The 16,681-nt window shown below is 58.5% G+C and carries 19 protein-coding genes and 1 tRNA gene; 6 read left to right on the top strand and 14 right to left on the bottom strand.

Features of this window, described 5'->3' with window-relative positions; all coding sequences use genetic code 11:
- Positions 1-59: 59 nt before the first annotated feature.
- Entirely contained in the window at positions 60-938 is an 879-nt protein-coding gene (locus ACR3EG_RS05200) for a carbon-nitrogen hydrolase family protein (protein WP_480483466.1), read from the bottom strand.
- Between the two features lie 86 nt (positions 939-1,024).
- Here ACR3EG_RS05200 and ACR3EG_RS05195 point away from each other — a divergent pair, with 86 nt between their 5' ends.
- Positions 1,025-1,495, top strand: coding sequence for a hypothetical protein (locus ACR3EG_RS05195; RefSeq protein WP_480483464.1), 471 nt, complete (start codon positions 1,025-1,027; stop codon positions 1,493-1,495).
- A gap of 39 nt (positions 1,496-1,534) precedes the next feature.
- Here the strand turns inward: ACR3EG_RS05195 and ACR3EG_RS05190 are convergent, their stop codons facing one another.
- The 10 genes from ACR3EG_RS05190 to ACR3EG_RS05145 all read right to left on the bottom strand — a co-directional run bounded on the left by ACR3EG_RS05190 (position 1,535) and on the right by ACR3EG_RS05145 (position 8,243).
- Positions 1,535-2,128: a GNAT family N-acetyltransferase gene (locus ACR3EG_RS05190; RefSeq protein ID WP_480483462.1), complete on the bottom strand. Its 594-nt coding sequence runs from the start codon at positions 2,126-2,128 to the stop codon at positions 1,535-1,537.
- A complete protein-coding gene (locus ACR3EG_RS05185) occupies positions 2,121-2,519 on the bottom strand; it encodes a ketosteroid isomerase-related protein (RefSeq protein ID WP_480483460.1) in 399 nt (132 codons plus the stop codon). The genes ACR3EG_RS05190 and ACR3EG_RS05185 overlap by 8 nt, the downstream gene beginning before the upstream one ends.
- A 2-nt stretch (positions 2,520-2,521) precedes the next feature.
- Positions 2,522-2,974 (bottom strand): arsenate-mycothiol transferase ArsC, encoded by a 453-nt coding sequence (locus ACR3EG_RS05180; RefSeq protein WP_480483458.1) that lies wholly within the window; start codon positions 2,972-2,974, stop codon positions 2,522-2,524.
- Positions 2,975-2,977: 3 nt separating this feature from the next.
- Positions 2,978-3,457 (bottom strand): UPF0262 family protein, encoded by a 480-nt coding sequence (locus ACR3EG_RS05175; RefSeq protein ID WP_480496696.1) that lies wholly within the window; start codon positions 3,455-3,457, stop codon positions 2,978-2,980.
- Between the two features lie 86 nt (positions 3,458-3,543).
- Positions 3,544-4,365 (bottom strand): hypothetical protein, encoded by an 822-nt coding sequence (locus ACR3EG_RS05170; protein ID WP_480483456.1) that lies wholly within the window; start codon positions 4,363-4,365, stop codon positions 3,544-3,546.
- Between the two features lie 96 nt (positions 4,366-4,461).
- Entirely contained in the window at positions 4,462-5,763 is a 1,302-nt protein-coding gene (gene hisD, locus ACR3EG_RS05165; protein WP_480483454.1) for a histidinol dehydrogenase, read from the bottom strand.
- A gap of 23 nt (positions 5,764-5,786) precedes the next feature.
- A complete protein-coding gene (locus tag ACR3EG_RS05160) occupies positions 5,787-6,275 on the bottom strand; it encodes a GNAT family N-acetyltransferase (protein WP_480483452.1) in 489 nt (162 codons plus the stop codon).
- 61 nt (positions 6,276-6,336) lie between these two features.
- Positions 6,337-6,813 (bottom strand): DUF2948 family protein, encoded by a 477-nt coding sequence (locus tag ACR3EG_RS05155; RefSeq protein WP_480483450.1) that lies wholly within the window; start codon positions 6,811-6,813, stop codon positions 6,337-6,339.
- Positions 6,813-8,081, bottom strand: a complete 1,269-nt coding sequence (murA, locus tag ACR3EG_RS05150; protein WP_480483448.1) for a UDP-N-acetylglucosamine 1-carboxyvinyltransferase — start codon at positions 8,079-8,081, stop codon at positions 6,813-6,815. The genes ACR3EG_RS05155 and murA overlap by 1 nt, the downstream gene beginning before the upstream one ends.
- A gap of 6 nt (positions 8,082-8,087) precedes the next feature.
- Positions 8,088-8,243: a hypothetical protein gene (locus tag ACR3EG_RS05145; protein ID WP_480483446.1), complete on the bottom strand. Its 156-nt coding sequence runs from the start codon at positions 8,241-8,243 to the stop codon at positions 8,088-8,090.
- A gap of 83 nt (positions 8,244-8,326) precedes the next feature.
- Between ACR3EG_RS05145 and ACR3EG_RS05140 the strand changes: the two genes are divergently transcribed.
- Positions 8,327-8,401 (top strand) — tRNA-Thr (locus ACR3EG_RS05140).
- Positions 8,402-8,519: 118 nt separating this feature from the next.
- Here the strand turns inward: ACR3EG_RS05140 and ACR3EG_RS05135 are convergent.
- On the bottom strand, positions 8,520-9,026 hold the full coding sequence (locus ACR3EG_RS05135; protein ID WP_170353314.1) for a hypothetical protein: 507 nt from the start codon (positions 9,024-9,026) through the stop codon (positions 8,520-8,522).
- Positions 9,027-9,437: 411 nt separating this feature from the next.
- Complete coding sequence (locus tag ACR3EG_RS05130; protein ID WP_480483444.1) at positions 9,438-10,388, bottom strand: GlxA family transcriptional regulator; 951 nt, start codon at positions 10,386-10,388, stop codon at positions 9,438-9,440.
- A 121-nt stretch (positions 10,389-10,509) separates the two neighbouring features.
- On the opposite strand from ACR3EG_RS05130, the gene ACR3EG_RS05125 reads away from it, so the two are divergent.
- Genes ACR3EG_RS05125 through ACR3EG_RS05110 form a run of 4 tightly spaced genes read left to right on the top strand, consistent with a single transcriptional unit; the run spans position 10,510 to position 14,980 of the window.
- Positions 10,510-11,217, top strand: coding sequence for a GntR family transcriptional regulator (locus tag ACR3EG_RS05125; RefSeq protein WP_170751485.1), 708 nt, complete (start codon positions 10,510-10,512; stop codon positions 11,215-11,217).
- A 7-nt stretch (positions 11,218-11,224) separates the two neighbouring features.
- On the top strand, positions 11,225-12,142 hold the full coding sequence (locus ACR3EG_RS05120) for a dihydrodipicolinate synthase family protein (RefSeq protein ID WP_480483442.1): 918 nt from the start codon (positions 11,225-11,227) through the stop codon (positions 12,140-12,142).
- Positions 12,143-12,146: 4 nt separating this feature from the next.
- Positions 12,147-13,643: an aldehyde dehydrogenase gene (locus ACR3EG_RS05115; RefSeq protein WP_480483440.1), complete on the top strand. Its 1,497-nt coding sequence runs from the start codon at positions 12,147-12,149 to the stop codon at positions 13,641-13,643.
- Positions 13,640-14,980 (top strand): NAD(P)/FAD-dependent oxidoreductase, encoded by a 1,341-nt coding sequence (locus ACR3EG_RS05110; protein ID WP_480483438.1) that lies wholly within the window; start codon positions 13,640-13,642, stop codon positions 14,978-14,980. Before ACR3EG_RS05115 ends, ACR3EG_RS05110 begins: the two co-directional genes overlap by 4 nt.
- 16 nt (positions 14,981-14,996) lie before the next feature.
- Here the strand turns inward: ACR3EG_RS05110 and ACR3EG_RS05105 are convergent, their stop codons facing one another.
- Positions 14,997-16,544: a trimethylamine methyltransferase family protein gene (locus ACR3EG_RS05105; RefSeq protein ID WP_480483436.1), complete on the bottom strand. Its 1,548-nt coding sequence runs from the start codon at positions 16,542-16,544 to the stop codon at positions 14,997-14,999.
- Positions 16,545-16,681: the final 137 nt, after the last annotated feature.

Raw genomic sequence — 16,681 nt, 5'->3', positions numbered from 1 at the left:
AGAATCTGCGAGGATGTGCGCTTAAATGAGCCTATTTCGGGCTTATTTCAAGGCCGGAATCACGAAAGAGCAGAGATTGTGACTGTTTCAACCCGGGGCATTTGCTCCTGCCAATGGGTTCTGTTCAACACATGGCCATCTGCGCGAACCGCCGCGATCGCGGACAGGTCGACATCGGCATAGGTCCAGCCCGGCTGATTCAGCGCCCCTTCGGCCAGAACGCCGGTGCCCGGAAAACCCTTGTCGGGCGGGCCGAAAATGCCGCCGGTTCCGGTGTTCTTGTCCACCGCCTCGGACCAGTCATTGTCGCCGACCAGCGAGGCCATCACCGTTACGCATTGGTTCTCCAACGCCCGCGCCATCGCGCCGATCCGCACGCGCCAATAGCCCGCCAATGCCTCGGTGCAGGAGGGCACGAGGATCACATCCGCCTCGCGCAGCGCGCGACCCAGCAGGGGAAACTCGCTGTCATAACAGATCAGAATGCCGATTTTCCCCAGCTTGGTATCGAAGAGTTTCAGCGGGCCGCCGGGTGCGATATCCCAGTCCTCACGCTCGAACCGGGTCATGATCTGTTTGTCCTGATGATCCTGCCGGCCATCCGGCGCATAAAGCGCCGCACGGTTCACCGGACGGCCCGGGCCCGCCATAACCGGGGCCGATGCGCCCAGAATATAGGTGTTATAGTCGCGCGCCAGCCGTTGATGCAGCGCCTGCGCCTCTGCCATCCGATCAGACACCGCGCGGATCGACTGTTCCAGATCACCCGCCACATCAGGCCCGTCCAACGTCGACAACTCCATCGCGCCATATTCGGGAAAGACCAGCAATTCGGCCCCCTGTTTGGCGGCCTCGCTGACCCAGCGATCCAGCTTGTCTTCGTATTGCGCCCAACTGTCGAGCCAATCGAGGCTGTAGGCGGCGGCGGCGACTTTCATGGGAGGGGGTTCCTTGCGGTCCAAACTCGCGCGAAATCTAAGTGTGAGATTGCGGACTGTATAGCCCAATCCTGACCCTGTGGATTTTGAACGTTCAAATCCGCTTTAAGTTCATTGCGGAGTTTTCCAAATGCCACCAAACTGTGCAGATGGAGAAAGGAAACGAAAAGACAAGGAGAATGGCTTTGCGCCGCGAAAACGGCACAAGGGAAGTTACGGACACTTCGAAACTCAGACCACTAGGGCCTGAGTATTTGGTAGCAAACGCTTGCTTTGTTTGCCGCAAATCATGGAAAATGTACCCGAAAAAAGATGGGCATACCTGCCCGGAGTGCTCTGGCAAAGTTTTTGAGATGGGCCGATCATTCAAAGTACCCAAGAAAACAGACCACGAGCAGTGGGAGAAAGTCGAAAAATTATGGTTTGCTGGATTTCGGTTCTTTAGCTTCCGTAGTTACCCTGACGCGGAACCATTTCCTGAACAGTCGCGTGATGTGGATGATTTCATTGCACGCAATCCCGATCATCCCTTTAGAGTTGCGAGAAAGTCTGCGTAGGACCAACGTTAGGTTGCTGCGCATAGCAAACAAAAATATCTACAAATCCCGTATCCAGAACTGCAGCGGTTTCTGCGTCTCAGCCTTTTCACCAATATCCTTCCACGAAAACCGCGCGATCACGCCGGGCAGGGGCGCGTAGCCCCGCGCGCGCCAGAACGCATCCAACGGACGATACGCAGCGGGGCGCATGGGATGATCCGCCGGACGTTGGACGCTGCAGAAGGCGCATTTGGAGAAACCCAGTGCGCGGGCGCGGGCCTCGCGTTGGTTAAAGAACTTATGTCCCACGCCCTGCCCCCGGTACTCCGCCAGAAGGACGGATTCGGCGCAGTAGAAAATCTCAGACAGGTCCAGCCCGGTGCCGTCGAACGCCGCAGCAAAATCCTCGGCGTGATCGGCCAGCGGCGCGCCGGTTGAGGCTCCGATCAGGCGGTCGCCGTCAAACGCCCCCACCACGATGGCACGGTCGCTGTCGCGGTAGGATTGCAGGTATTTCCGTTCGTAGTCCAGATCGCCGTCATAGAGATACGGCCAGTCGTGAAACACCGCGATCCGCAGCCGCGCCACATCGTCCAGAGCGCCCTCAAGCGCCGCTCCGGTCAGAGGGCGGATGTCGGTGACCTCAGCCACCGGACACCTGTTTGGTCCAGTCGGCCAGGTTGTAATAGGTGGTCACGCGAGTGATCTTGCCGTCTTGCAGGTCAAAGAACGACCCGGCGGGCAGACGATAGGTCTGACCATGGGCTTCGGGCAGGCCCTCATCGGTTTCAAGATAGGTGCCGTTCACGATGAACTCGGCCGCCGCGCGGGTGCCGCATTGCGCGTCAAAGACCACAATATCAGTGAGGTTTTCGCGATAGCAGCGGTTCATATGGGCGCAGAAGGCGGTGAATTTCTCTTTGCCGACGCGAAACTGGCCTTCGTTTACATGATGGGCCACGTCGTCGGACAGGCAGGCCAGCATGCCGTCAACGTCACCGGCGTTGAAGGCGTCGAAATAGGTTTTGACGGTCTCGTTCATGATCACTCCGTTGGGTCCCCCCAGCGATCCTTCAGATGTTTGATGATCTGATCGCGGGTCTGTCGGTAGTGGCTTAGCTTGTCTTCGCGCGTCTCGCCCAGCCCGGTAGGGTCCATTATTGGCCAATAATCGACATCCAGATGAAAAATACGGGTCAAATCCAACGCTCGCCTTTGGCTGGCGGGTGACAACGCGACGATCAGGTCGAACGAGCTGAGGTCATCGCCCCATTCCTGCATCTCGTCGAAGGAACGCGACCTGTGTCGCGAAAGCTCAACGCCGATTTCCTGGCAGACGGCGACGCAGAAACCGTCGATCTCCAGATCGTTATGGACACCGGCAGATTGCACATAGGTACCGGTGCCGTAGAACTTTTTCATGATGCCTTCGGCCATCGGGGACCGAACCGAGTTGTGGTCGCAACAGAACAGAATGGACTGCGGCAGAGACGTCACCCGTCAGCCCCCAAAGTGCAATACGCAAATCAGCGTGAACAGGCGGCGCGCTGTATCGGTGTCCACTTCGGCCTTGCCATCAAGCCTTTCCTGCAGAACCCGGCTGCCTTCGTTGTGTATGCCGCGCCGCGCCATATCGATGGTTTCGATCTGACTGGGTGGCAGCGACTTCACTGCATCAAAATAGCTTTCGCAAATCTGGAAATAGTCTTTGACAACTTGCTTGAAAGGCCCCAGCGAAAGGTGGAACTCGGCCGCCTTTTCTTCGGCCTCAGTGGCAACGTCAAAGACCAACCGTTTGTCCCGAATGGACAGTTGCAGATGATAGGGGCCGTCAGGCACCACGCGGTCGTCGCGCGCGGGCAACGCAAAGGAGTTCTCCTCCAGCAGATCATAGATCGCGACCTTGCGCTCCTGTTCGATCTCGGGCGTCGGCGGAGGCAGGTTTCGGTCGTCCAGTTCGATATGCGAAATACGGGTCATGGGTGTCTGGTCCATAAGGGTTGAGACAGCCATATCGTAAGAAAAGTGAATGGGCAACGCGCAGAAAATCGGTCTAGGCCAATTCGTCACAAAGGATGTTTGGAGGGGTCAATCCCGTGCTTTGACAGGAGTGTATCGACCAAAGACCCCCGGTTGATCTCCATTTCACGAAACATCTTTCGGAACCACGAACCAAAGAAATGGATCGACATTTTGTTTTGCCACTCCAAAAAATCGAGCTTTGACATATCCGGGTCATTCCACAACCTGCGATGCCTTAAAGGCACGGCGTACAGCTCGGTTCGGGCCGAATTCATCTCGTGTTCTGGCGAGCCATAAAGGCAATGGAAAAAAAGTGGTGGTCCCAGAGTCGACAATGGGAGGCTCCAATATGAGGAGCGGCCGTAGAGTTCGCGATACACCTTCTGATGATCCTCCGACCACCAGAATGGAACAAGATCGCTTTCAAAAGCAAACCGACACATCTTTTGCAGCGCAGAACTGTCGCGTGGCAACGCGACAACGCCGTTCATCATGCGCTGCCGCGCCAAATTCGCTTTTGGAAAAAGATATCCTGCGTTGGTTTCGAATGGCCGAAGGGCATAGGCATCCGCATCGACCCAGATATAATCGGTCTGTTGCATGAGCTTTAGACGAAAAAGATCGGCATGAACGGCAACTGATCGCGTGATCGGGTCACGGTAGATTTCAGAAACATCAAAGATTTCCCGCGCATCACGCGCTTCGACGTAGTCCGGAATGTCTTCAAGCTCGCCATAGTGGTAAACAATGGGCGTCTGGTCGACATCCGCAAAGGACTTCAGGCAAAGATGCTCCAGATAGCTGAACCGCTTACCGATCCACAATGTTGCTACACGTTCCAAACTTACTTCTTCCGACGTTGTCACGTCAGCAAGACGCCTCCGTTCCGTGAGTAAGATCAAGACATATTGTTTAATGAATGAGAATGGCGCAGGGCGTTGTGACCCTCAAACCATAGCTACTTAGTCGTTCAAGCGTTTCAATCTTGCGGTGACCGACAAGCCATGTGCCTCAAGGCTTTCCGATTTCGCAAGTTGTTCGGCCGCAGGGCCGATGGCCCGCAGCGCAGCAGGTGTCATCTGGCTGAGTGTCGTGCGTTTGAGAAAGTCCATCACGCTGAGCCCCGAAGAAAACCGTGCCGATCGCGCCGTGGGCAGAACATGGTTAGGACCACCCACATAATCGCCGATGGCCTCAGGAGTGTATTGACCCAGAAAAATTGCGCCCGCGTGAACGGTTTTCTTGCTAAGCGCCACAGGGTCGCCCACGCAAAGCTCAAGATGTTCCGGGGCGATCCGGTTGGACAGGGCTGCTGCCTCGTCCAGATCACACACAGTGATCACCGCACCAAAATCACGCCAGCTGGGGCCGGCTATTGCGCGGCGTTGTAATGTCTCAAGCCGCTTGTCCACGGCCTCGGCCACCGCCTGCCCGAACGCCGCATCATCGGTGATCAGGATCGACTGTGCACTTTCGTCATGTTCCGCCTGACTCAGCAAATCCAGCGCGATCCAGTCGGGGTCGTTGTCCTTATCGGCAATCACCAGAATTTCGGAGGGGCCGGCGATCATGTCGATGCCCACCTTGCCAAACACCCGCCGCTTTGCCGCCGCGACAAAGGCGTTGCCGGGACCTGTAATCTTGTCCACCGGGGCGATGCTGTCTGTGCCATAGGCAAGCGCTGCAATCGCCTGAGCACCACCGATGCGATAGATCGTATCCACACCTGAAAGCTGCGCCGCCAGCAGGACAAGCGGGTTCACCACCCCATCCGGCGTCGGCACCGCAATGGCCAGCCTTTCAACCCCCGCCACCTTGGCCGGAATCGCATTCATTAAAACCGAGGACGGGTAGGACGCCAGCCCGCCGGGCACATAAAGCCCCGCAGCAGACACCGCCGACCAGCGCCAGCCCAAAGTCGCCCCGGCTTCATCCGTCCATTCGTGATTCTCAGGCAACTGCTTTTCGTGATATGCGCGGATGCGCGCGGCGGCCAGCTCCAGCGCGGCGCGATCCTCATCCGAGACCTGCGCCACCGCAGCCGCAATTTCTTCGGCAGAAAAGGCCAGAGTATCAGGCGTCAACTCAAGCCGGTCGAATTTCGCGGTCAGCTCGATCACCGCAGCATCGCCCCGATTGCGAACATCTTCGATGATCTCAGCCACAACCGCGTCTACATCCGGGCTGTCCTCGCGTTTTGCTGACAACAACGCCCGAAAGGCGAGCTCGAACTCGGGCGAGGTCGTATCAAGGAAAACGGGCATGAGCAGGCACTCCGAACGGGATTTTACCGGGACATATCGCCCGCAGCAGATGGTCTCAACCCTTCGTCGGGTGGGTGCAACGATTTGCGCATAGGATAATGTCGCATTCCGCACCATTGTTCAGGGCCACCCGCATCCTGCCAACCATATCGGCGATAGAATGCACGCGCTGTTGCGGTGGCGTTCAGATGCGCAATCGTGCAGCCTTGCTGCGCAAGCTCGTGCTCCATTCGAACCAGCAGGGCCAACCCGACACCGCGCCGAACATAGGCCGGATCGACATACAACAACGCGATTTCCGACCCGAAGCGAAGAGCCCCGACGCCCGAGACTTGGCCCTCCATTTCGGCCAACCAAAGTTCGGTTCCCGATTGCAACCAGCGTCGGATCGTCTGGGGGTCTTTGTTCGCACTCCACGCCGCCAGCAGATCGGGATCTTTCCGATGATCTGCTGCACCAAGGTAGGTAATCGACCGGATCAACACCTGACTGATCTGAAAAACGTCGAACACGGTCGCCGGACGCAAAACCAGACCCGTTGAGGGTCCGGCAAAGGCTTGTGCTATGCCCCGTTTATTCCGGATGATGCGGTGCCTGACCAGAAGGCGCCTGATAGGGCCGGGTCACATCCTTGAGGGTGACGTCCAGTGCCTCGACCGTCAAACGGATCGCTCCGTCCCCGGCCAGCGTCAAAACAATATGATCCGAGCCATCTTCGCCGGGCTCGAAATCAAGCGACAGCAGGGACATAACCATGTCCTTGTCGCTGCGGTCCACCCCCTGGCTGGCAACCGACAGGACGGAATCGAAAACAAGCAGCGCTTGGACCCGTTCAAACGGACGGTCACGTTGGCTTGCAGCATCTTTGTCCTCCCAGCGGAACCGGTTCAGCAAAAGGCCAAATCGACGCTCCGACGGACGCCATGTCATCTCGGTGATTGGGAACACCGCGTCCTGCGTCAGGGTTGAAATCACCTGAAGGTCATCCGCATCCTCTGCCCCCAGGTTCAGCGGGGCCTCACGACCGTCGTGGAAACTTGCGTCTGTCATTACTGGCCCTTGATCCGTTCAATCTTTGCACCCACGCCTTCCAGCTTGCGCACCACATGTTCATATCCCCGGTCCAAATGATAGACCCGGCTTACAGTCGTCTCACCTTCGGCCGCCAAACCGGCCAGAATCAACGAAACCGAGGCGCGAAGATCCGTCGCCATCACCGGTGCACCTTTCAGACGCTCGACGCCCGTAACCGTAGCATTACCGCCATGGACCTCGATATTGGCCCCCATACGTACCAGCTCAGGAGCGTGCATAAACCGATTCTCGAAAATCCGCTCTTCAAGAACGGACACGCCTTCGGCAGTGCACATCAGCGCCATCATCTGCGCCTGCAAATCGGTCGGAAATCCGGGGAAGGGTTCGGTGACAACATCGACAGACCGTACGCGTCCGTTCTTGCGCGCAACTTTCAACCCGTTTGCTGTTTCCGTGACATCAATGCCTGCAGCATCCAGCTTGGCCGCGAAAGAGTCGACAAGAGACATCCGTCCGCCCAGGAGTTCAACCTCGCCGCCACAGATCGCCGGTGCCAGCATATAGGTGCCCAGTTCGATCCGATCCGTTACAACCTGATGGGTTGCACCGTGCAACCGGTCGACGCCTTGAATTTCGATTGTCGAAGTCCCTTCGCCCGAGATCTGCGCACCCATCTTACGCAGACACTCTACCAGATCGACGATCTCGGGCTCACGCGCGGCATTTTTCAGCACGGTAGTGCCTTTGGCTAGCGTGGCAGCCATGACGATGTTCTCGGTCGCGCCGACAGAGGCAAACCGCATCTCATGCACGGCCCCTTTCAACCCACCCGACGTTTTGGCGTGCAGATACCCGTCTTTCAACTCGATCTCAGCGCCCAGCGCCTCAAGTCCCTCGACATGCAGATCCATAGGTCGCGCACCAATCGCGCAGCCGCCAGGCAACGAGACCACGGCCTCACCAAACCGCGCCAGCAGCGGACCAAGCACCAGGTTCGAGGCGCGCATCTTGCGCACTATCTCGTAGTCAGCGGTATGGCTGGTCAGGTTGTGGCTGGACATGGCCAGCACTTGTCCGTCCTGCAGCGCCGACACTTCGGCCCCCAGCGATTGCAGCAAAGCAGTCATCGTCTTGATGTCGCTCAGCCGGGGTGCGTTTGTCAGCGTCAGCGGCTCTTCGCTTAGCAGCGTCGCTGGCATAAGCGTCAGACATGCGTTCTTGGCCCCCGCAATCGGTATCTGACCGTTCAGCGGACCATTGCCCGTAACCAGAATCGAATCCATGTGCTCTTATCCCTCGTCCTTATCGGTCTTCTCTCCGGATACCGCCCGTGCCTTGGCTTGCGCCTTACGTCGCGCCATATTCGCCTTAAGCGCAGCCTTCAGTCGCTCCTCGCGCGGATCGCGGGTTTTGCTGTGTTTTTTTGGTGTATCTTTGTCTGCCATGATCTTTCTCTACAGGAGGCGAAAAAAACCGTCCAGACACCCTTGCGCCGCGTTTCGTTTGAGTCTAATCACCCGCCCACAGCGCTGCTGTAGCTCAGAGGTAGAGCACTCCCTTGGTAAGGGAGAGGTCGAGAGTTCAATTCTCTCCAGCAGCACCACCTTACAATACAGTATGTAGATGTGCGGATATTTAGTCTAATGTCCCTGCGCCGACAAAGCGTTATTGCGCAGCATCACCGCCATTTGCCGCGCAATTGAACACTTCAGAGCTGTGAATTAGTTCAGACGGCGGGACGCAGCCAACGCCCCTGCCAGAGCATTTTCAATCTCGCCCGGAAAGCTCCGGCCTTTTTCGTGCAGCCCAGCGGCGACCCATCCTACAGTATGTCCACGCGCACCGATGTCGTTGGCCCTGACCACCATCGGAGAAGTCTTTTCAACCCGAACCAGCGCCATCGACTCTTCCACATCGCTTTCGGACAGGATCATTTTGACGGCGCTGCATATATCCATAGATACCTGCAGGGTCTGATGCTCAAGCCGATGGACGGATTCGGACAACAACCGGGTGCAGAAGGCAGACAAGAAATACCACCGAAAGATTTTGAAAACCCGCTTCTGGAAATCACCACTCGCTTCCATGTTACAGGATGCGCTTTGGGAAATCTGTTCGAATGCTGTTTGGGCTAACTGTGCCGCTTCACAAATCTGCGCCTCGCGCTGTTCGACAGGCAAGCCGTGCAAACCCGAGAAAATTGCAGTTTCTTGAGTTTCTAAATTCATTTCGGTCCTCCAGCTTTAACTCCTGAGAAGGACATGGGAAACTTCAAGGCCATTCGAATGTGATTTTCTGCCATAAATTAACATGTCAGTCTGATTTCTGACTTTACAAAAGTGCCACAAACTCGCGCTTAAGGCAAACATGCCTATGATTAACTTATCTTTAAGGGCCAAACTGTGGCCCAGAAGAGGCATTTGAAATGAGGCAGGATGATCGTTTCCCCGCCAAAAAACAGCGCGGAGATGACATGTTCTGGCAATAGTTACGCCCATATTACGGTTTAAACACAGTCAATCTCGCGGAATTGTTGACCAGTTGAATTTTAACGAGGGGGTACAAGCGGGAACACGGGGGTGAGCGCATGTCCAGCCCACCTCGCCAATTGACAGAGCGGCTCCCCCCGTCACCACAATTCAATCGATCTTGCTTTTCTGCGCATGGGGCGTGACCCCGAAACTTGAGCGATACACCCGCGAAAAATGACCGGGGCTTTCGAAACCACATGCCATGGCAACTTCTGTGACCGAGGCTTCGGTCTGCAGCAACAGCCTTTGCGCCTTTTCCAGCCGCAGTTCCATGAAATACTTCTTAGGTGAGGTGTTTAGGTATTTGCCGAACAAACGCTCCAACTGTCGGGTCGAAATGCCAAGCCCATCGGCGATCTGCGATGGAGAAATCGGAGACTCGATACAATCGCGCATTATGTGGATCGCCTTGGCCAGATGGGCATTGCGCATCCCGTTGCGAGATTGCAGCGATACGCGTTGCTTAGCGGTCGCATTTCGCACGGCGTTGTAAACCATCTGGTCGGCCACAGCGATGGCCAGTTCTTCGCCGTGATCCCGCTCAATCAGGTGCAGCATCAGATCCGCTGTGGCCGTCCCGCCCGACGCGGTGATGTGCTTTTCATCCGCCACAAAGACACTGCGCACCAGATTCACCTCGGGGAATGCCTCCATGAATGCGTCGTGGTATTCCCAGTGGATCGCCGCTTGCATTCCGTCCAGAAACCCTGCCTCGGCCAACAGCCACGCGCCGGAACACAAGGCACCAATGGCCGTGCCACGCGCGCGTTCGCGGCGCAAGGCGGCCAGCAGAGGCCGGGTGACGTGGTTGCGCATATGGATGCCGGACAGGACAAATAGCTGGTCGGTCTTAGGCAGGTCTTGCAACCCGCCATGCACCAGCGTCACCAACTCGTTCGAACAGACCGCGCGCTCACCGTCCTCGGAAATTAACGTCCACTCATACAACTCTTCCTCACTGACCAGATTGGCGATTCGAAGAGGTTCGACCGCGCATGAAAAGGCAAGGTGCGAGAACTCCTCGATCAAAATGAAGGTGATGTGCCGAGGCTGACGCATGGGTGGTTCCATTTGGTTGAGCATAAGTCATGCTGCACGATTCTTTTTTGTATACAGTTTGTATTTTTATAGAATACAGAATGAAAGGCCCAGCGCGAATCGTGCATCGACGGAGGACCAGGTGAAAGACGACAGCAAATCCCGCAAAGCGGACCTGACCGAACATCTGAAGGTCGGTATTTTGACCCTGCGCCTGCAGCCTGGAACCGATCTGGATGAGGCACATCTGTCCGATGCGTTCGGCCTGTCCCGCACGCCCCTGCGCGAGGTGTTCCGGCAACTGGCCGGTGAGGGCTATCTGGACCTGCGCACCAACCGATCCGCGCGCGTGTCCGAAATGTCATATACCACATTGCGCGATTTCTTTCTGGCCGCGCCGATGGTTTACGGCGCCATCCTGCGGCTGGCTGCGCAGAACGCCACAGGAACGCAGATCGACGCGCTGAAGGACGCCCAGCAGGCGTTCAAGGCCGCCTTGCGTGCTGGGTCCGCCGAAGATCGCGCGCTGGCCAACAACCGGTTCCATGACGTGACCGGCGAGATGTCGGGCAATGTCTACTTGTTGCCCTCGTTCAATCGGCTTTTGATTGACCACGCCCGTATCGGGATGACGTTTTACCGGCCTCAGACCGCCAAAATGACCGAGAACCTGTCCCAGGCCAGCAATCAGCACGACGCCATCATCGCCGCCATCGAGGCGGGCGATGAGGCGGCTGCTGCGCAGCTGGCCGAGGACCACTGGAACCTGTCACGCGATCAGATTGAGCTGTTCGTGATGCCTGACGCGCTGGATGTGCCCATGGGCGCGCCCCTGTCGAAACCTGCATGAGGACGCAATGAACCCGGTTTTCAAGTTTGAGGGGATCTATACCCCCGTAGTCACGCCCTACCACGCCGATGGGTCCGTGAATTGGGATGCTCTGGCGCAGGTGATCGAGTTTCTGATCAACCATGGCGTGCATGGGCTGATCTCGGGCGGGTCGACGGGTGAGAACTATGCCCAAACGGTCGAAGAACGGCTGGAACTGGCGCGTTTCACGCATCACCAGTTGAAGGGCCGTCTGCCCTTGGTGGTCGGCACCGGTGCGATGTTGACGGCGGATTCGATTGCGTTGGCCTCGGGCGCGCGAGAGATCGACGCGGACGCGATCCTACTGGCCAGCCCACCCTATGCGGTGCCCACCGACCGCGAGAACGCGCTGAACGCGCTGGCCATCGACAAGGCCGCCGACCTGCCGGTGATGCTGTATAACTATCCGCACCGTACCGGCACGATGATGGGAGAGGAGTTCCTCGACCGCGTTGGCCGTAGCCGCAATTTCTGCGGCATCAAGGAAAGTTCGGGCGATATCAACCGGGTTCATCTGTTGGCGCGCGAATACCCTCATATCCAGCTGGGCTGCGGCATGGATGACCAGGCACTGGAATTCTTCGCCTGGGGTGCGCCCTTCTGGGTCTGCGGCGGATCGAATTTTCTGCCTGCCGAGCATGTGGCTCTGTACCAAGCCTGCGTGGTCGAAGGCGATTTCGCCAAGGGCCGACGGATCATGTCGGCGATGATGCCCCTGATGCGGGTGTTGGAACAGGGCGGCAAGTTCATCCAGACAATCAAGCACGGCGTCACAATGAACGGGATTGATGCGGGGGGGATGCGGCCTCCGCTGAAAGGTTTGAACAAGGACGACAAACGCGCGCTGGAACAGGTGACGCGCGTTTTGAAAAAGACAATCGCTGACATCGTGGCGGAGGAGTAAGGCAATGGAACTGCTGACACAGGACGAATACACATCCATCGCCGCCGGGCTGGACCTGCCCACCGGGGCATTCATCGATGGGGGCTATCGCCCCGCGATCTCGGGCCAGACGTTCGCGACGGTGAACCCCGCAACCGGCGCGAAACTGGCTGATATCGCCGCCTGTGGTGCGGCGGATGTGGATTTTGCTGTCGAAAAAGCGCGTGAGGCGTTTGATGATGGCCGTTGGTCGAAACTCCACCCGTCCGAACGCAAGGACGTGCTGATCCGTCTGTGCAAGCTGATGACGCGCAACGCCCGCGAATTGGCGGTGATAGAGAGCATCGACAGCGGCAAGACCATCTATGATTGCGAAACAGTGGACGTGCCCGAGACCATTCACTGCCTGAAATGGCATGCCGAGGCGATCGACAAGATTTACGATCAGGTCTCGCCCGCCAGCGACGATCACATCGCCATGGTGGTGCGCGAACCCATCGGCGTAGTGGGTCTGGTGCTGCCGTGGAACTTCCCGCTGCTGATGCTGGCGTGGAAGATCGGGCCGGCCCTGGCGGCGGGCTGTTCGGTGGTTGTGAAACCGGCGGCTGAGACCACGCTGACCGCCCTGCGACTGGCCGAACTGGCGATGGAAGCCGGGGTGCCGCGCGGTGTGCTGAACATCGTTCCGGGTGGCGGGGCCGAGGTGGGCGAGCCCATCGGGCGGCATATGGATATCGACATGGTGTCCTTCACCGGTTCCACCGTCACCGGCAAGCGGTTTCTGACCTATTCGGCGGAAAGCAACGCCAAGGAAGTGGTGCTTGAGATGGGCGGCAAGAACCCCGCCATCGTGATGGAGGATGCCGAAAATCTGGATCGCGTCGCCGCGCATATCGTCAATGGCGCGTTCTGGAATATGGGCGAGAATTGCTCGGCCTCGTCCCGCCTGATCGTGCATAAGGACGTGAAAGCCGAGTTGCTGGAACGGATCGCCCATCACGCGAAACAGTGGAATATCGGCGACCCTCTTAACCCGGAGACCCGCATGGGCGCGCTGGTCAGCGAGGGGCATTTCACCAAGGTCTGCGGTTATCTGGAACAGGCTGAAAACGTGGTGATAGGCGGCACCGCCACGGATGGGTTTGTCGAGGCCACGGTGGTCGAGGTGCCCGGAAACGACGCGGTCTTGGCGCAAGAGGAGATCTTTGGCCCGGTGCTGTCGGTGATCGAGGTTTCGGGCTTTGATGAGGCCATCAGGATCGCCAATGACACCGAGTATGGCCTCTGCGCCTCGATCTTCACGGCCAATGTCAAACGCGCCATTCGCGGTGCGCGGGCGATCCGCGCCGGGACGGTCACGGTCAACAGCTTTGGTGAGGGCGACATCACCACGCCCTTCGGCGGTTACAAGCAATCGGGCTTTGGCGGGCGCGACAATTCGGTTCACGCGCATGATCAATACACCCAGCTGAAAACCATCTGGATTGATCTGGCTGACGACGAGGATGAGGCGGTGGATTGAGCAGCTACACCGCCCGCACCCTGCCTTTACATCGCGGGCCAGCGGCGTGGAGCGTCCTTCTGGGCGATCCTCCGCCCGCGCGGGAACTGAGCGACAACATCACCGCCGATTTCACCATCATCGGCGCGGGGTTTGCCGGGCTGTCGGCGGCGCGGCGGCTGACCCAATTGCAGCCCGACGCCAAGATCGTGGTGCTGGAGGCTGGACGTGTCGCCGAGGGCGCTGCGGGGCGGAACTCGGGCTTTATGATCGACCTGCCGCATGATCTGGCCTCGGATGATTATGCGGGTGCGGGCGATGACCGGGCGATGATCGCGCTGAACCGGCAAGCCATCGGTTTTGCGCGCGAGGCCGTCGCGCAATATCCGATCGACCCGAACTATTTCGACCCGGCAGGCAAGGTGAATGGTGCGGTCAGCGCAACCGGTCACGCGCATAACGAAAGCTACGCGCAACATCTGGCCAGTCTCGGCGAGACCAGTGAAATGCTGGACCCACAGCAGATGCATGAGTTGACCGGATCGCGCCACTATCGCTCGGGACTTTACACGCCGGGGACGGTGATGCTGCAACCGGCGGGCTATGTGCGCGGCTTGGCGGCGGGGCTGGTCGGACATGGGGTCGCGGTGTTTGAAAACTCGGCTGTCACGGGGTTCGCGAAACAGGGTAGCGCGTGGCAAGTGCAAACCGAACGCGGCACGGTCAGCACAGGCACGGTGATCCTGACGATGAACGGGCATTTGGAAAGCTTCGGGATCGAGACCGATCGGCTGATGCAACTGTTCCTGTTTGCCGCTATGACGCCCGAGCTGGGCGCCGAGCAGATGGACCGTATCGGTGGCCAGCCCCGCTGGGGTGTTACACCGTCTGACCCGATGGGCACAACAATGCGGCGGATTGATACCGGCCAAGGTGGCAACCGGATCATTACCCGAACCTGCGCCACGCTGCGCCCTGGTATGGCGGCGAAAGCGCGCGATCTGAACCGGGCCGCCCGCGTCATGCAGCGCAAGTTCGATCAACGCTTTCCGCAGTTGGCGGGTCTGCAGATGCAATACCAATGGGCCGGTCATCTGTGCCTGAGCCTGAACGGCGTCTCGGTCGCGCGGCAGATCGAACCCGGTGTCTTCTCGGGCTGCGTTCAGAACGGGCTGGGCACCGCGCGCGGCACGTTGACAGGTATCGCTGCGGCGGAACGCGCCTGCGGACACACCTCCGTCATCACCCACCACTTTGAGGCGGAACAACCGCCAAAACGCCTACCTCCACAGCCTTTCCGCGAGCTTGGAGCGAATGCGGTCCTGCGCTGGAAAGAGTGGCGGGCCCGCGACGAATGAACGGACCCGACCCTATTCAGTAGCTTTGATTCAACTCGTCGGCGGCCGGGATTTCGCGTTCGCGCCGGGCGATATAGTCCAACAGGGCTTCATCCTTCGCCTCGTCCAGTTTCGGTTCCTGATATTCCTCCAGCAGAGTTTTGGCGCGATTCAGGGCGCGTTCCGTAATCTCGATGCTGCCTTCGGCCTGCCATTGCTCGATCGAGTTGTTGTCGAAGAGTTCCGGCATGAAGAAGGCGCTTTGGAAATTGTCCTGCGTGTGCGGATGACCCAGATAGTGCCCGCCGGGGCCAACATCCGGCACAGCAGCCAAAGCCTGATCGAAATCACCCCACTTCGGCCCCTCGGCCATACGATAGGCCATGGCGCATTGTTCTGCATCGACGATGAACTTGGCCACGGAACAGTGCATCCCGGCTTCATTCCAGCCCGCCGAATGCCAGATATAGTTGGCCCCCGCATGGATCACCGCCTGCAAGGTAGTGGCGGATTCGTATCCGGCCTGCGCGTCAAAGGTCTTGGCCCCGCCCAATGTGTTCGAGGTCCGCCACGGCACGCCGTAATGGCGCGCCATCTGGCCGATCATGAAATTCATCAGGCTGATCTCGGGCGTGCCCGCCATTGGCGCGCCAGATTTCATCGAGACGGTTGACAGGTAATGGCCGTAGATCGCGGGCGCGCCCTTGCGAATGACCTGCGTATAGGCCAGCGCGCTTAACGCCTCGGCGTTCAACTGCGCCACCGTGGCGGGAACTGATGCAGGTGTGTTGGCCCCACCCAGAACGAAGGGAGAGCAAAGAACCGGCTGATTGCGTCGGCAGAACGCCCGCATCGCGCCCAACATCGTCTCATCCCAGACTAGTGGCGAGTTGCCGTTGCAATTACCCGTCGTGACGGGGTGATCCTCAAGGTAGTCTTCGCCGAACAGGATGGCGCACATCTCCATCACGTCCTCGGCGTTTTTGGGGCTGGTGGTCATGCCCATGAAAGTCTTGTCGGAATGTTTCATCGACGAATAGGTGATCCGCAGATGGCGCTGGCTGATCGGGTGGTCATAGGGTTCGACGATGTGGTGTGCGCTGGAATGCAGCGCAGGCAACATATGCGACAACTTGTGAAACATCGCCAGATCATCCAGCGTCGGATTGCGGCGCACGTCATCGAGATCGCGTAGGAACGGCGCCCCGGTCATCGGCACAAAGATCGAATGCGGTCCGCCCAAGCGCACGTTCTTTTGCGGATCGCGCGCGTGATAGGTGAAATCGCTTGGGATCGAGGAAATCAGCTGACGCACCAACCCGCGGTCCAGATAGACCAGCTCCCCTTCGACCTTGGCCCCAACCCGTTTCCAATCCTCTAACGCGATAGGGTCGCGAAACTGAACACCCACATTTTCCAGAATGTCCATCGAGGCCGCATCGATACGGTCTACTTGCGCACCATCCATAACTTCGCACAAGGGAATGCCTCGGGTCAGGCCAGGCAGCATGTCAAAGTTCGGCGCGGTGCGCAGGGCGCGACGGGCCTGACGGCCTCCGGCGCGGGTTGCGGTGCGAATGTTCATTGGGCGGTCCTCCGATCTTGTGGTCCAGATTGAGGGATTCGGAGGCGTCCTACGTCACTGTTTGCGAAACCTGTTTGCAGGAAACGACACAGATGCCTGCTTTGAATACCGTCACCCCGGGCGCCCGTGCGGGGCCG

The organism is Ruegeria sp. AM7, from assembly GCF_056535965.1.
The sequence above is the reverse complement of the archived record's forward strand: the minus strand, read 5'-3'. Positions and strand labels throughout refer to the sequence as shown.

What these genes read in the sequence shown, in the direction of transcription:
- ACR3EG_RS05115 (WP_480483440.1), top strand. Translation starts at nt 12,147, where the DNA reads ATGGAACTGCTGACACAGGACGAATACACATCCATCGCCGCCGGGCTG.
- murA (WP_480483448.1), bottom strand. Translation starts at nt 8,081, where the DNA reads ATGGATTCGATTCTGGTTACGGGCAATGGTCCGCTGAACGGTCAGATA.
- ACR3EG_RS05155 (WP_480483450.1), bottom strand. Translation starts at nt 6,813, where the DNA reads ATGACAGACGCAAGTTTCCACGACGGTCGTGAGGCCCCGCTGAACCTG.
- ACR3EG_RS05105 (WP_480483436.1), bottom strand. Translation starts at nt 16,544, where the DNA reads ATGAACATTCGCACCGCAACCCGCGCCGGAGGCCGTCAGGCCCGTCGC.
- ACR3EG_RS05185 (WP_480483460.1), bottom strand. Translation starts at nt 2,519, where the DNA reads ATGAACGAGACCGTCAAAACCTATTTCGACGCCTTCAACGCCGGTGAC.
- ACR3EG_RS05120 (WP_480483442.1), top strand. Translation starts at nt 11,225, where the DNA reads ATGAACCCGGTTTTCAAGTTTGAGGGGATCTATACCCCCGTAGTCACG.
- ACR3EG_RS05175 (WP_480496696.1), bottom strand. Translation starts at nt 3,457, where the DNA reads ATGACCCGTATTTCGCATATCGAACTGGACGACCGAAACCTGCCTCCG.
- ACR3EG_RS05145 (WP_480483446.1), bottom strand. Translation starts at nt 8,243, where the DNA reads ATGGCAGACAAAGATACACCAAAAAAACACAGCAAAACCCGCGATCCG.
- ACR3EG_RS05135 (WP_170353314.1), bottom strand. Translation starts at nt 9,026, where the DNA reads ATGAATTTAGAAACTCAAGAAACTGCAATTTTCTCGGGTTTGCACGGC.
- ACR3EG_RS05130 (WP_480483444.1), bottom strand. Translation starts at nt 10,388, where the DNA reads ATGCGTCAGCCTCGGCACATCACCTTCATTTTGATCGAGGAGTTCTCG.
- hisD (WP_480483454.1), bottom strand. Translation starts at nt 5,763, where the DNA reads ATGCCCGTTTTCCTTGATACGACCTCGCCCGAGTTCGAGCTCGCCTTT.
- ACR3EG_RS05200 (WP_480483466.1), bottom strand. Translation starts at nt 938, where the DNA reads ATGAAAGTCGCCGCCGCCGCCTACAGCCTCGATTGGCTCGACAGTTGG.